General features: G+C 66.1%; 11 protein-coding genes. 2 read left to right on the plus strand and 9 right to left on the minus strand.

The annotated features are described in order from the left end of the window. Positions 1-19 precede the first annotated feature (19 nt). Both PHS32_RS19180 and PHS32_RS19185 read left to right on the plus strand, forming a co-directional pair. The gene (locus PHS32_RS19180) at positions 20-1,198 is read left to right on the plus strand and encodes an efflux RND transporter periplasmic adaptor subunit (protein ID WP_301080714.1); all 1,179 of its coding nucleotides are present in this window, start codon (positions 20-22) and stop codon (positions 1,196-1,198) included. Then, positions 1,195-4,278 carry an efflux RND transporter permease subunit gene (locus PHS32_RS19185; protein ID WP_301080715.1) on the plus strand — a complete coding sequence of 1,028 codons (3,084 nt, stop codon included), beginning with the start codon at positions 1,195-1,197 and terminating at the stop codon, positions 4,276-4,278. Before PHS32_RS19180 ends, PHS32_RS19185 begins: the two co-directional genes overlap by 4 nt. A gap of 32 nt (positions 4,279-4,310) precedes the next feature. On the opposite strand, the gene PHS32_RS19190 is transcribed toward PHS32_RS19185, so the two are convergent. The 9 genes from PHS32_RS19190 to PHS32_RS19230 form a co-directional block, all read right to left on the minus strand. After that, a complete protein-coding gene (locus PHS32_RS19190; RefSeq protein ID WP_366143494.1) occupies positions 4,311-4,814 on the minus strand; it encodes a GNAT family N-acetyltransferase in 504 nt (167 codons plus the stop codon). A 47-nt stretch (positions 4,815-4,861) separates the two neighbouring features. Further along, positions 4,862-5,287: a GNAT family N-acetyltransferase gene (locus PHS32_RS19195; protein ID WP_301080718.1), complete on the minus strand. Its 426-nt coding sequence runs from the start codon at positions 5,285-5,287 to the stop codon at positions 4,862-4,864. 19 nt (positions 5,288-5,306) lie between these two features. Further along, positions 5,307-6,239, minus strand: coding sequence for an alpha/beta fold hydrolase (locus tag PHS32_RS19200; protein ID WP_301080719.1), 933 nt, complete (start codon positions 6,237-6,239; stop codon positions 5,307-5,309). Then, positions 6,236-7,762, minus strand: a complete 1,527-nt coding sequence (locus PHS32_RS19205) for a M81 family metallopeptidase (RefSeq protein ID WP_301080720.1) — start codon at positions 7,760-7,762, stop codon at positions 6,236-6,238. Before PHS32_RS19205 ends, PHS32_RS19200 begins: the two co-directional genes overlap by 4 nt. Beyond that, on the minus strand, positions 7,759-9,441 hold the full coding sequence (locus tag PHS32_RS19210) for a serine hydrolase domain-containing protein (RefSeq protein ID WP_301080721.1): 1,683 nt from the start codon (positions 9,439-9,441) through the stop codon (positions 7,759-7,761). The genes PHS32_RS19205 and PHS32_RS19210 overlap by 4 nt, the downstream gene beginning before the upstream one ends. Positions 9,442-9,457: 16 nt before the next feature. Further along, a complete protein-coding gene (locus tag PHS32_RS19215; RefSeq protein WP_301080722.1) occupies positions 9,458-10,867 on the minus strand; it encodes an MFS transporter in 1,410 nt (469 codons plus the stop codon). Positions 10,868-10,878: 11 nt separating this feature from the next. After that, positions 10,879-13,278, minus strand: coding sequence for a TonB-dependent receptor (locus tag PHS32_RS19220; RefSeq protein WP_301080723.1), 2,400 nt, complete (start codon positions 13,276-13,278; stop codon positions 10,879-10,881). A 109-nt stretch (positions 13,279-13,387) separates the two neighbouring features. Continuing rightward, a complete protein-coding gene (locus PHS32_RS19225; RefSeq protein ID WP_301080724.1) occupies positions 13,388-14,353 on the minus strand; it encodes a FecR domain-containing protein in 966 nt (321 codons plus the stop codon). Continuing rightward, positions 14,350-14,755 (minus strand): sigma-70 family RNA polymerase sigma factor (locus tag PHS32_RS19230; RefSeq protein ID WP_301080725.1); only part of this gene is annotated, 406 nt, incomplete at its 5' end. The genes PHS32_RS19230 and PHS32_RS19225, both read right to left, overlap by 4 nt.

Here is a 14,755-nt window from a genome sequence, read left to right on the forward strand (position 1 = left end):
GACCAGCTACAGGAGAATCATGAAGACAACCCCTCATTGGCTTAGGCTTGTTTGTGGACTGGCGGCGGCCTCGCTTTTTGGCTGCGGCGGCAAAGCCGATATTGCGGCGCCGGCCAGCCCTGGCAGCGCGCCAAGCCCCGCCGCCGCGGCGCCGGCAGCGCCGATTACGGTGACCACGGTTCGAGCGCAAAAACGAACCTTGGCCGTGCTGCTCAAGGCCACTGGAACCGTCACGCCGCTGAACAGCGTCGATGTCAAGGCGCAGGTCAGCAGCGTCATCTCCAAAGTTCATTTCCACGAGGGGCAATTTGTCAAGGCCGGCGACCTGCTGTTCACCCTGGATGCACGCACCGATGAGGCCAACGTCGCCAAGGCCAGGGCACAACTCGCCAAGGACGCCGCGGCACTGGCCGACGCCCAGCGGCAGTTGGTCCGGGCCCAGCAACTGCTGGCGCAAAACTTCATATCGCAAGGCGCGCTGGATACCAGCAAGGCGCAAGTCGACTCCCAGATGGCGGTGCTTGCCGCCGATCAGGCGGCCATTGACGCGGCCCGGGTGGCGCTCTCCTACGCCCGCGTCACGGCCCCCAACGCCGGGCGTGCCGGTGCGGTTTCGGTGTTTCCGGGCAGCACCGTGCAGGCCAATCAGACCACGCTGGTGACGATCACCCAGTTGGACCCGATTGCGGTTGCCTTCAACCTGCCGCAACGCAATCTGCCGGACGCGCTGGCTGCGCTCAAGGACGGCGGCGCGCCGGTCACCGCCACGCTGGCCGATGGTGCGGGCACTTTCAATGGACGCCTGAAATTTGTCGACAACGCGATCGACCTCAACTCGGGGTCGGTCAAGGTGAAAGCTGTTTTCGACAACCGGGACGGCAAGCTCTGGCCCGGGTCTTTCGTCGATGTGTCCCAGACCGTCAGCACACTTAAAGACACCGTGGTGGTACCGCAGGCAGCCGTTATTCAGAGCGCTCGCGGAACCATTGTTTATGTCAAGGTCGACGGCAAGGCCGTGTTGAAGCCGGTTCAGGTTCTGTACGCCCAGGGGGATGACGCGGCGGTGAGCGGCGTCAATGAGGGTGACGCCATCGTCCTGAACGGCAAACAAAACCTGCGGCCTGGTTCGCCGGTGGTTGAACGCGCAGCGGGCGCACCCGGAAAGCCGGTCGGCACAACGCCGCCGACAACGCCATGAACCTGTCGGAAATTTTTATCCGCCGTCCGGTGATGACGGCGCTGCTCAACCTGGCGGTGGTGCTGGCTGGCGTGATTGGGTTTCGCAGCATCCCGGTGGCGGCGCTGCCCAGTTACGACACACCGGTGATCAATGTCTTTGCAGCCCTGGCCGGCGCCAATCCGGAAACCATGGCCAGTTCGGTCGCGTTGCCGCTGGAAAAACAATTTCAGACGGTGCCGGGACTCAAGACCATCAGCTCCGTCAGTTCCCTGGGCCGGACCTCGCTGACTCTGGAGTTTGACGAAGGGCGCAACGTCGATGCGGCGGCGGTCGATGTGCAGGCGGCCTTGCTGCGCGCGCAGCGTGCCTTGCCGATCGAAATGACGGCGACACCGGCGTACCGCAAGGTCAATCCGGCCGACGCGCCGGTGCTGCTGATCGCACTCACCTCGCCTTCCGTCAATCCTTCCGATCTGCAGGATTACGCGGAGCATTTGATTTCCCCCACCCTGACCACCATCGACGGCGTGGCCCAGGTCAGCATCTACGGCGACAAACGCTATGCGGTGCGGGTCCGGGTCCGGCCGCAGGAACTGGCGGCGCGCAACATGGGGCTTGACGAGTTGAGTGCCGCATTGCGTGCGGCGAACGTCAATACGCCGGTCGGCACTTTCGAGGGTGCGCAACAGACGCTCACCTTGCAGGCCAATCGACAGCTCAAGAATGCGGCGGATTTTGCCGATCTGATTGTCAGCACGCGCGGTGGCAATCCGGTGCGGCTGCGCGACGTGGCCCAGGTCGAAGACAGTCTGGAGACACTCAAGAGTTGGGCCACCCTGAACGGCGAAAATTCGATCACCATCGCGGTGCAGCGGCAACCTGGTGCCAACACGGTACGCGTGGTGGACGCGGTGCGCGAGGCCCTGCCGAAACTGCAAAGCCAGATGCCGCAGTCGGTCGCCATGACACCGGTGAACGACCGATCGGTCTCGGTGCGGGCCGCGTTGCATGACGTCTCCCTCACCCTGCTGGGCACCATTGCCCTGGTGGTGCTGGTGATCTTCCTGTTTCTGCGCCGCTTTGTCGCCACCGTGATCCCGACCCTGTCGCTGCCGGTTTCACTGATTGGCGCCGTGGCCTTGCTATGGGGCTTCTCCTACAGCCTGGACAACATTTCTCTGTTGGGCCTGACGCTGGCGGTTGGCCTGGTGGTGGACGATGCCATCGTGGTGCTGGAGAACATCATTCGCCACGTCGAGAACGGCGTGCCGCCGTTTCAAGCAGCAATGCGCGGCGCACGCGAAGTAGGCTTCACCATCATCGCCATATCAAGCTCTTTGATTGCGGTCTTTATTCCCATTTTCTTCATGCCCGGGGTGATCGGACTGTTGTTCCATGAATTTGCCGTGGTGGTGGGTCTGGCCATCATCGTCTCGGCCTTCGTGTCGCTGACGCTGGTGCCGATGCTGGCCAGCCGGTTCCTGTCGGACGAAGCGCACAAGAAACCGCCAGGCGCCCTGGTCCGTTTCTTTGAGCGCGGCTTCAACGCGCTGCTGGCGGCTTACACCCGGCTGCTGGACATCGCCTTGCGGCACCGCAAGACCGTACTGACCGTGGCGGTTGCCACTTTTGTCGCGACCGCCTGGTTGATGACGATTATCCCCAAGGGCTTCTTTCCGGAAGAAGATATCGGCCAGATCCAGGTCACCACGGAAGCTGCCGAAGACACCTCGTTCCCGGCCATGGTGATCCTCCAGGAGCGCGTGGCAGCGGTCTTCCGCGGCGACGCTAACGTCGCCAACGTGAGTTCCTTCAATGGGGGCAGTGGCGCCCAAAACACCGGACGCATGTTCATCACCTTGAAAGCCGCCGGTCAACGCCAGCCTATGGCCAAGGTGATTGAAGGGCTGCGCCGCAAGCTGCGCGACGTGGCCGGCATTGCTGTCTTCATGCGTCCGATTCAGAATTTGCAGTTGGGCGGTCGCCCCAGCAAAGCCCAGTACCAGTACATCCTGCAAAGCGTCCGCGCCGACGAGCTCAATGGCTGGGCCGTCAAGATCCAGGAACGCCTGCGCGCCGACCCGATCTTTCGCGATGTCACCAGCGACGCACAGTTGCGCGGCTTGCAGGCGCAACTGAAGATTGACCGCGACCGCGCGAATACCCTGGGGGTATCGATCGATGCGATCCGCAGCACGCTGTTCAGCGCCTTTGGCGAGCGTCAGGTTTCGACCATTTACCTGCCCACCGACAGCTACCAGGTGATCATGGAAGTGGCCCCCGAGGGCAAGCTCGACGAGGGCGCGCTGGACAGCATTTACGTGCGCTCTTCCAACGGCGCCATGGTGCCGCTGGCCAGCTTCACCACGGTCGAGCGAACGGTTGGCCCGATGTCGATCAACCACGTCGGTCAATTGCAGGCGGTCACCATCTCCTTCAATCTGGCGCCCGGCGCCGCGCTGGGTGATGCCACGGCCAAGATTGACGCCGCCCGCAGCGCGATTCAAATGCCGGTATCGGTGATTACCAGCTACGGCGGCGACGCTGCCGTGTTCAAGAGTTCGCAGGGCAGCCAGGCCATTCTGATCATTGCCGCCTTGTTGGTGATTTACGTGCTGCTGGGCGTGTTGTATGAGAGCTATATCCACCCGATCACCATTCTGGCCGGCCTGCCCTCGGCCGCGGTTGGCGCGCTGGCGACCCTGATGCTGTTTGGGCAAGACTTGACACTGATTGCCACCATCGGCATCGTGCTGTTGATTGGCATCGTCAAGAAGAACGCCATCATGATGATCGACTTCGCGCTCGACGCGCAGCGCCATCAGGGTATGACGCCAGCGATGGCCATCCGCGAGGCCTGCATCCTGCGCTTCCGGCCGATCATGATGACGACGCTGGCGGCCCTGATGGGTGCGGTGCCGATCGCCATCGGCATCGGCGCCGGTGCCGAACTGCGCCAACCGCTGGGTCTGGCGGTGGTCGGCGGCCTGGTGTTTTCGCAGGCCATCACGCTGTTCATCACGCCGGTCATTTACCTGGCCCTCGATCGATTCAGCGGCAAGGGACCGGTGACGACACCGGAAGTGGCCAGCGTCTGAGGGTCAGGCCGTTCCACCGGCTGAGCGGCGCTTTACGCCGGAATCAGAGAGAACACCGAGGCGGCAACCGAGTTGCCGTGGATCAGCAGACGATTGCGGGCCACGCACTCCAGCATGGCCCCCGACTTCTGCGCCACCCCGAAGCTGGGCTCATTTCCGAGCGCGACGACGATCTCGACGCGCTGGAGTTCCAGCGCCTTGAAGGCATGGTCCGCCAGGGCACGCACGCAGCGCGCAGCGATACCCTGCCGGTGTCTTGACTGCCGCACCCAATAGCCAAGGTTGCAATACGCATGTTGCAGGTTGATTTGATTGAGCCCGGCGCCGCCCAGGAATTCGGAAGTCTGCTCGTCGAAGATGCCGAATTCATGCGCCGTGCCGGCGCTGGCGCCGCTGCGACAGACTTCAAACCAGCCCAGGGCATCCGGCAGCGTGTAGTTGGCGTGGCACCAGGGCATCCAGCGGCCAACGGTCAGCGCCGACTCGCGGACCGCGGTTGTGAAGGCAGACGCATCGCTGTCTTCGAAGGGGCGCAACAGGAGACCTTCGTGGCGGAGTTGTAGCATGCGAATGGTTAAGTGGGTCAGGCCGCGCGGTAGGCATTGGGAACATGGATTTCCATCATCCGATCCGGCGTCGCGAGCGGCTTGAAGCCGTGCTTGGCGTAAAGACCGTGCGCGTCGCGCGTCGCCAGCAACATGCGGCGCAGTCCTTGTAGCTCCGGGTGCTGCTTCACCGCTACCATCATCCGGTGCGCCAGGCCTTTGCCGCGATGCGCCTCAAGGACATAGACATCCGCCAGGTAGGCGAAAGTGGCCTTATCGGAAACAACTCTGGCGAAAGCCACTTGCTGCCCGGCGTGAAAAACGCCGAAGCAGATCGAGTTGGCGATGGCGCGCTCCACCACCGCTCTGGGAATGCCTGGCGACCAATAGCTTTGCGTCAGAAACGCGTGAATGGCGGACAGATCGAGACGCGATCGTTCGGAAGTGACTTCGTAGGCTGACATGCGGCAATTTTGCCCGAATTCACCTCGCCCCCGACACCTGGTGCGCCAGGGCGGCGATCTCGCGGGCGGCGACGGCCGCGAATTGCGGGTGCAACACCAGGCCCATGTGGTCGGCCCCGTCGACGGCCAGCAGACGGCTGCGCGAAGACAGCGTGGCGGCGTCGCTCTGGAACCGGCGCCAGCGCTCCAGCAACTGGGCAGCATCCATTCCGGGTATCGCGGCGACCACCGGTGCCCACAGCACGGTCAGCGGCAGATCGCCCAGATCGCCGGCTTGCTCAGCCTGCTGGGCGCTGGCCGCAAAACTTTGCCACTCCAGCATCGTCGCGTCGACCATGCTCTCGCGCGCCAGCGCGGCCAGTTGTGCCGGCACTTCGGGCAGGTCGGAGAAGATCTGCATCAGCAACGCCAGTTCGCCGGGCACTTCACCGCCAGTCTGGTAGCGGTGAAGTGCGCCGCGCAGATGAGCCTCGAAGCCTGGCGGCGGACTTGACAGCGCCGGCTCCAGACGCTGCTCCGGATGGCTGCCGTCCAGCAGCACCACACCGGCCACCTGCTGCGGATAGCGCTTGGCAAAGACCCGCACGATCAGCGCCCCCAGCGAGTGGCCCACCAGCAACAGCGGACCGGCAACGCCGGCGGCAGCCAGCAAACCCTGCAGGCGCCCGGCGGCAGTGACAGCGTCGGCCGGCGCCGGCGCCGGATCGCTCCAACCGAGGCCCGCACGGTCGTAGCTGCAAACATCGAATTGACCGGACAGCGCGCGCTGCAAACGGGCATAGATTGGCGATGCGCAACCCAGGCCGGCTTCAATCACAATGGTTGGTCGTCGCCCCGCACCAGGTCCAGCGGCGGGTGCTGCGCTGCGCTGCAGGTGCAGGCGCAGGCCGCCGACATCGAAGCGCCGGCCCGGCGGCGGCATGGGACTTGTGCTTGAGGTTGCAGCGTTCATGCTTGCTCCGCGAGGCAAGCGCAACCCTGCTGCGCCGCCTCGCCGAAACCATGCGGATCGGGCACGCGCGGCCAGTAATCGAGACTGCGCCGGCGATAGGGGATGCTGGCAAACGACATGGCGATGGCGCCCGGCGTGTCGACGTACAGCACGGCGCGTGCCATGGGCGCGAACTGGGCATGGAAGTGCTGGGTCGACTTGACCACCACGAGCTGCTTGTCCGCCAGCGCGATTCCCAGGCCGGTAAAGGCGCTGGTGCTGAACACCTGGCTGCGCACGCTGGCCAGCACCAGGTCGACGCCCTGCCCCCATTGCAGCCAGACGCCGGTACCCAGCGGTGCGCGCTCATCACCCGAGTTCAGACCTATCTGGAAGAAGTCCTCACTGAGCGCACGAACGGTGACCGACAGATCCAGCGGATCGCCGGAGGCCGGTCCGAACTTGCCGCCCAGACGCAGAGCTATGCGAGCGCCGACCCCGGCGTCACGACAGATCTGGATCGCCCCCAAATCCCACAGCAAGCCCAAGGCCACATTGCCGATGCCGCGCTCGACGATGCGCCTGAGGATGAAGGTGCTGTCGCCCATGGCGCCGCCACCTGGGTTGTCGGCGGTATCGGCCAGCACCACCGGGCCGCGTCCGGGCTGGCTAGAGAGCCGCAGCGCCGTATCAAGCGCCTCGTCCACCGCCAGTTGGTCCGACCCGATGCGCTCGCGCAAGTCCCAAAACTGGCGGCCGAGTTGCGCGGCAAGTTTTTGCGCCAGCGGCAGATCACCATCCGCCACTACCCACAGCTTGGCGCCCGCCTCCGGCACGTCGCCCCACGGAAAGCCGTGACCCAGCGACACCGACAGCACGCCCGGCAACTTCTCGCACGCCTGCAACTGCCGCACGAAGCCCTGCATGGGCTCGCGCGTGGTATGCCACAGACCCACCATCTTGCAATCGAACATGGCAGTCACCGGCCGCACGCGCCCCAGCGCCGCGTCGGCAACAATGCGGTAGAGTTCGTACAGCCGCGTCATGGCGTCGACGTGCGGATACTCCTTGAAGGCAATGATGACGTCGGCCGCGTCGCACATGCGCCGCGTCATATGGCAGTGCAGATCGAGTTCGACCCCGATCGGCACACGCGGGCCGACGATCTCGCGCACGCGCGCCAGCAGGTCGCCCTCGCAGTCGTCGTAGCCATCGGCCACCATGGCGCCATGCAGCAACAGGATCACCGCATCAATGGGCGCTGCCGCGCGCAGGTCTTCCAGAATTTCGTCGCGCAAAGTTTCATAAACGGCACGCACCGTGCGCCCCAGCGGTTGCGCGAAAGCGGTGACGCTCTCGATCAACTGGTGACCCTCGGCCTCGCAACGCTGGCGCAACAGCCGCGTCGCCAGGCCCAGGCCTTGCGGTGCCTGCCCACTGGCATCGCCGCGAAACAAGCCGTATTCCTTGAAGCCGCTCCAACCGGTGGGCGCCGGCGCGAAAGTGTTGGTCTCGGTGGCGAGATAGGCGGTGAAGAACTTCACGGCTGGCCCTCCTCGCGCACCAAGCGCAGGTGCCGGGTGCGCACAGTGTCCAGGCGCAGACCCACCACGCGCCCGTCGGCGCGCTCGACATTCAGCACGCCGCGCACTACGGCGGACAGCAGCGGATCGGCCGAGCACCAGGCCAGCACCTCGCTGGACAGGGCTTCCAGCCGCAACGTGTGGCGGCCACCGCTGCCGAGGATGCGCAAATACAGCGCGCCGCCTTCGAGGTCTAGGCGTGCGCTGGCATCGAGGTCGGGCACGCGGTAGACGCCGACCAGTTGCGCCGCCAACTCAGATACGGCTGGCGCAGCGTCCGGCAGCGCCATGAAGTGATGCGGGTGCCCGCCCTCCTTCACCGTCAGCGTTGCCGGCGGCTGCGCATCCGGTCCCTGCGGCAGCGCGATTTCGATCGGGCCGATCGGCAAGTCCTCGACACCCAGGCGCAGACCGCCAGCGGCGTCTCGCAGCGGCACTGGCTGGCTGTTCAGCCAGCTCAGGCCCAGCTTGCCGGCGGCGTCGGAAAAACCGATCACCAGGCCCGTCAGCGGCGCGTGGTAGCGCCGGCCCAGCAGCGCCGGCCGGACCGTCGCCGCGACGCGTTCCTCGACCGGCTCGGCCAGTGCATCGCCCAGCAGCGCGTCGACGATCCTGAAACCCAGCGCAATGGGCGCCACTGGCGCACCGTTGGTCATCAGCACCAGGTCCAGGCGCAGCGAAGGTAGCGTCAGCATCTGCGCCGTGCCGCCCACCACGCCGCCGGCATGGTGCAGCACCTCCACCCCGCGGTAGTGGTGGCGCATCAGGCCCAGGCCGTAGCCGGTAGCGGTACCGCTGGACAGCACGCCCGGTGTCATCATTTGCGACCAGCTTTCGTCGCTGCCGACCAGGCGCTGACCGGCCCCGCGCAAATGCGCCAGCCAGCGCAGCATGTCGTCCGCGGTCGAGACGATGGCCCCTTCGCCCCGCAGTTCCTCGGACGGAAAAATGCCGTGCCGCCAGCCGCCGTCGGGGCGCGGCAGATAGAGCGAGGCGACACCGGCGTGCACGTCGAGATCGCTGGGCAGCGACGCGGTGTCGTGCATGCCCAGCGGCGCCAGGATGCGTTGCGTCAGGAACTCTTCGTAACCGACGCCACTGACACGCTCTATCACCTGTGTCAGCAGGTGGTAGCCGCCGTTGCTGTAGATCATGCGGCTGCCGGATTCGAAGTTCAGCTCGCTCTGGCGCGCCAGCAAAGCGAGCGCCGAGCCGCGCGGCTGGATCGCCGCGCCATGGGCGATGAACGACAGATCGATGTGGCAGCGCCAGCCGCTCGTGTGGTTCATCAACTGGCGCAGCGTCGGGCCGGCGCCCAGCAGCGGAAGTTCGGGCAGGTGCTGGCGCAGCGGATCGTCAAGCGACAGCTTGCCGTCCTGCGCCAGCAGCAAGGTCGCCAGCGCCGCGAAGTGCTTGCTGGTGGAGCCGATGCGCATGCGCGTGCGGGGCGTATTGATGACGCCGTGCTCGATGCTGGCCAGACCGAAGGCGCGGCGGTACAAGGTCTGGCCGTCGCGCGCAACGCCCACCACCAGGCCCGGCGCGTCGCTGCGGTTGAAGGGTTGCAGCAAGGCGTCCAGCGCCGCAGTCGCAGTGCGAGTCCGGTCGGTGGAACTGGAAGATTCTGAAGGTGTAGTCATGCAGCAGCGCAGTGAGTCAGGGATCGGTTGAGTGAGATTGCATCGCCTGCACCAGGCGGACGAAGGCGTTTTCGCAGCGGCGCAGAACCATCGCGCCGACAGCACCACCAGCCACGGTGATAAGTGCCAAGGCCCAGGCCAGCCCGTTCGGAACGCTCTTCAAGGCATCGGACAAGCCGCCCACCAGCAGCGGGCCCAGCACCGCGAACGGCATCGCGGCCACCGTCAGCGTGGCAATGATGCGGGAGCGCAAATGCGGCGCGCTGACGTCTTGCAGAACGTTCGGTATCACCACCGTGCCGGCGATCAGCGGCACCACGATCAACGCCAGCAGTACGAAGACATCGTTGGCCGAGCGCACCAGCACCAGCGGCAGCGACAACAACGCCGCCGTCAGATTGGCCAGCAGCACGACGCGCACCGGAGCCGCCACACCGATACGCCGCTGCGCGAATCGCAGCGCCACGGCCCCCAGCACCGCACCGACGATGGTGCCGGCCAGCAGCGCCAGGCCCATGCCCTGCCCCAATTGCGCCGGTGTGGCGCCGAATTGGCGCGCCGCCAGAATCGGCACCCAGGTGTAGACCGCCAGCAGGCCGACATTGGCGACACCGATGCCGGCCACCAGGCCCGCCAGCGTGCGCCAATGCGCTGCCATGTAATGGCGGTAGCTCAAAAGCCCGGTCGAGTCCTGGCGGGCCGGCACCAGGCCGCCTGGCGCGGTCACAGCGGCACGCCCCGCCCCGCCGCCGATGAACAACACCAGCAGGGCCACCAGCGGCCCGGGCAGCGCCATGGCGAAAAAACCCAGGCGCCAACTCTCGAGTGCCTGCAGCGCCGGCGGCAGCAGCGGCCGCGCTTGTTCCACCAGCCCCAGAACGGCGCCGCCCAGCATGGTTCCCAAGGCGCCGCCGGCGATCGAAACGAAGGCGAACAAGGTATTGGCCAGCGCGCGCTGGCTGCGCGCAAACATCTGGGGGATCAGGCTGTAAACGATGGGCGCCAGACCGGCCTCGCCAACGCCCAACCCGATGGAGGCCACAAACAGCATGGCGTAGCTGTGGGCCGTGCCGCGCATGGCGGTGGCGGCGCTCCACAGCAGCACGCAAGCCGCCAGCACCAGCCGCCGGTCGAAGCGATCCCCCAACCAACCCAGCGGCAAGGTGGCAATGCCGGCGAACAGCGCAAAGCCGGCGCCTTGCAGCAGGCCCAACTGGGTATCGGACAAGCCCATGGATTGGCGCACCGGTTCCGCCAGCAGGCTGAACACCATCCGGTCGACCCAGCCCAGGACCGCCGCCAGAATCAGCACCGCCAGGCCCAGCCAGGCGCCGGCCAGGGCGCCGCGCCGCGGCGACGGCGACGACGACGACGGCAGCGCCGCGGCCAGCCCGTCGCCGGGCTCCGGGCCTGCTGCGGAAACCACGCTCAAGCCCATCAGAAGCTGGTGCTCAAGCTGACGCCGACGCTGCGCGGTTGGGTCACCGTGACCTGTTCCAGATTGCCCGTCAGATGGGTGGCGCTCAATAAGCCGCGCTGGTCGGTCAGGTTGCGCACATAAGCGGCCAGACTGAAGCGGCCCAACTCGATGCCGGCCTGCAGGTCGAGCGACGAATAGGCCGGCATCTTGAAGCTGGGCAGCATGGCGCTGCCCGGGTAGCCGGCGTCGCGTTCGCCGACGTGCCGGACGGTGACGCCCAGGTAGCTGGGGTGCGCGGCAACGTTGAAGTTGTAGCTGGCCCCCAGGCTGCCCGAAAAGCGGGCACTGTTGGGCAGGCGCGTACCGGAAGCGGCCAGGCCTGGTGCGTCGCTGCGCAGCCGGGCGTCGAGGGTGGTGGCTGCGGCGCTCAGGCGCAGCGCGGGAAGCGGCGACCAGTTGAGCGCCAACTCGCTGCCGCGCACACGCGCGTCGCCGGCATTGACGATGGATCCAAAACCCCCGATCACCACCACCTGCTGCAGGTTGCTCCACTCGATGTCAAACAGCGCGGCCTGCAACGACAGCGTCTTGTCCAGCAGATCTGCCTTGTAGCCCAGCTCGTAGCTCCATAGCGAGTCGGATTGGAAACTGGGTGGCACCGGCGACAGCCCCGTGCTCAAGGGCACGCCGTTCGGGCCACCCGGGCGGTAGCCGCTGGCGGCGCGGAAGTACACATTGCTGGTCGGCGCCAGCGCATATTGCGCGGTGGCCAGGTAAGTGGTACTGGAATCCTCGGAACTACCACCCAGCACCGACGGCTGTCCCAGCAACAAGCCGGAAGCGCTCTGGCTCACGGTTTGACTGTTGCGTGCGACGCGCGCCCCCGCCGTCAGCGACAGCAAGCGTGTGGCGTGCCAGGTCAGGTCGCCGTACAGCGCCTGTTCCAGGTAGGTGCTGGGAACCGAACCGGTCAGCAGGTTGGCGCCACTCAGAGCACCGCCGAAGCCGGCATCGACGGTCTGCTCATGAGCGCCGCGCTCGCGACTGAAAAACGCGCCGGCCAGCCATTCGAGCTGGTTGCTGGCGCGTGAGGTCAAGCGGAACTCCTGGCTGATTCTGTCCTGCTTGAAGGAATCGTCGGCCCAGGTCGAGACCGCCGGCAGGCCATTGGCATTGAGCAAGGGCACATAAACCGGACTGGCATCGATCACACTGTGGTCCTTGACCTCTTGCGACGAGGTGATCGAGTTCAGGCGAGCCCAGCCGAGGTCGTACTCAAGGTCCAGCCCATACAGCGTTAGCCGGTTGCTGACCGGATCGGCCACCGTTCGCCGGCGGCTCAGGTCACCCTCGATCGGCTGACCGGTGCCGAGGTCCATGTCCACCATGCCGTGCCCGTCGCGCTGAAGATTCTGCGTTGTGGCCGAGAGGCGCACCGACAGCTTGGAGGTTGGCGTCACCAGCAGCGAGAGGCGCAAGCCCTTGGTGTCGCCAGCGTTGATGGCGTCCCCCGCGGCCGCGCCGACGGCCTTGTAATAGCCCGCCACCTGGTCCTGGAACGCCGCCACGCGCAAACCCGCGACATCCTGCTTGAGCGGCACGTTGAGAACCGCGCTGACGGTGGCGTTGTTGCCGCCGCCGCGCACCGACGAAGTGCCCAGCGTCACCTTGCCCGAGAATTCGCCGGTGTCGGGTTCCGTGGTCACGTACTTGAGCAGGCCGCCCATGGCACCGGCGCCGTACAAGGTACCCTGCGGGCCGCGCAGGATTTCGATGTGGTGCAAATCCAGCAGGCCCATGTCGAGTGCCGTCGTTGAGCCGCCGGCGGTGGCACTGCTGGAGCCGACCGGAACGTCGTCCACATACACCCCGACAGTGGCAACGGTTTGCTGGTTTCCGGTGGTGACACCGCGCATGCTGAGTCCACCCCGCGTGCCGCCGTAGCTGCTGAGGTTGACGCCGGGCTCGTCGGCGATGTAGTCGGTCAGGGACTTGGCGCCGGCGCGCTCCAGCGCTTCGCCGCTGCGGGCCGAGACCTGCATCGGCACTTCACGGGCCGGCTCGTGGCGGCGGGAAGCCGTCACCACGACCGAACTCAAATTGGCCGGCGGCTGATCGGTGCGCTCCGATTTGAGCGCGTCCGGTGGCGCCACATAGATCACCATGGCACCGTCGGCGTCGCGCCGGATTTTGAGCTTGGTCCCTTCCAGCAGACGCGCCAGGGCTTCCTCCGGCGTTGCCGCGCCCTTGGCGCCCTTGGTCGAGAGACCCTTGACATCGTCGACCTTGTACAGCAGTTGCGCCTGCGACTGTGCAATGAAAGTGTCCAACGCCGTCTTCAGGTCGCCGGCAGCCACATCGAAGTTGCGCGTCTGCGCTTGCGCATAGAGCGCGGCCAGCATGCAGCACGCCATCATCAGACTCCGAAGAAATCTGCCTTGCTTATCCCACATCATCCGTCACCTCCGGTTCGGCGCAACATGCGCTGCCTACTGAGACGAGCGGGCTGTCACGATCCGGTAATGTTCACTTCGAAATTTTTATTTCGTCCGCGCTTTCACTCACCACCAGGCCGAAGCCATCGTGCAGCAGCCGCGCGAAGCCGCGCACGTTGCTGGCGGCGAAACTGCCGCCGACGCGCAGTTGCGCCAGCGCCGGCTCGGCAATCACCAATTGCTGCCGGTTGTAGCGATTGAACTCTTCGGCCGCCTGCGCCAGCGTGATCTGATCGAACACCAGCTTGCCCTGGCGCCAGCTCAATTCGTTGGCCACCTGCTCGGCGCTCTTGGCAAGCACCAGAATCTGGCCGGCCTCGGCCACCACCACGTCATTGCGGGTGGCGATGACGGGTTTGGGCGCTTGCGGCGCCGCTCTGTTGGAGCCGATCTGGACCCGCCCCTCTTCCACCACCACATCGACCTGGTCGCCATGCCGGTGCACCGAGAACCGGGTGCCCAGCACCGTGATCCGGCGCTCACCGGCCAGCACCACGAACGGCCGGGTGGGCTCATGGGCCACGTCGAAATAGGCCTCGCCGCGGTCCAGCCAGACGGTACGCTGGCGGTCGCTGATCGCGGTATGCACCTGGCTGTTGGTGTTCAGGGTCAGGCGCGAGCCATCCGACAAGGAGACCTCTCCGCGCACGCCAATTTCGGTGCTGTAGCGATCGCCCTCGCCGCCGCCCGGCCAAAACCATGAGGCGGCCCCCAGCACCAGCGCCAGCAGCACGCCGGCGGCGACCCGGTGCAGGGAGTAGCGCGGCAGTGCAAAGCGCGCTGCCGCGGCCCGATCGGGTGGCGCCGGCGTGCGCAGCGCATTCAGACGATCGGCCCGCTGCCAGGCCGCCAACAGCCGCAGGTAGGCCACCCGATGCGCCGTCGAAGCAGCCAGCCAGGCGTCCAGTTCCTGCTCGTGCTGCTGACTCCAGTCGCCCCGGTCGCGCTGCGCCAGCCACTGGGCGGCGCGTTCCTCTATGCGTTGTGCTTCACTCATGATGTTCGGCTCTTCTTGTCAAGCGCCGCGCCAAAAGCCTTGGTCCTGAGCATGACCCCCCTGGCGAACAGCGCGTCGGCCAACGCCCGCACCCCTTTTGACACCTGCCGCTCCACCGTGTCCTCGGTAATGCCCAGTTGCGCGGCCACATCGCGTTGCGAATAGCCGTCTATCTTGCGCAACTCGACCACGCGGCGGCAGCGCGGCGGCAGTTCGTCCAGCGCCGTCTGCAGCATGCGCAGCTCGCCGCGGCCAGCGGCATGACGCTCCGGCGTCAGCTCTTCCACCGAGGTATCGAGCGCCTCCAGATCGGCCACCGTCTCGATCGAGACGATCTGCGCCCGGCGCGCCCGGTCGATCAGCAGATTCCTGGCGGTGGCAAAAAGAAAGGGCTTGACCGCG

Origin of the sequence: Rhodoferax sp., from assembly GCF_028714215.1 — a bacterium.
In the GTDB taxonomy this organism is placed as follows: domain Bacteria; phylum Pseudomonadota; class Gammaproteobacteria; order Burkholderiales; family Burkholderiaceae_C; genus Rhodoferax.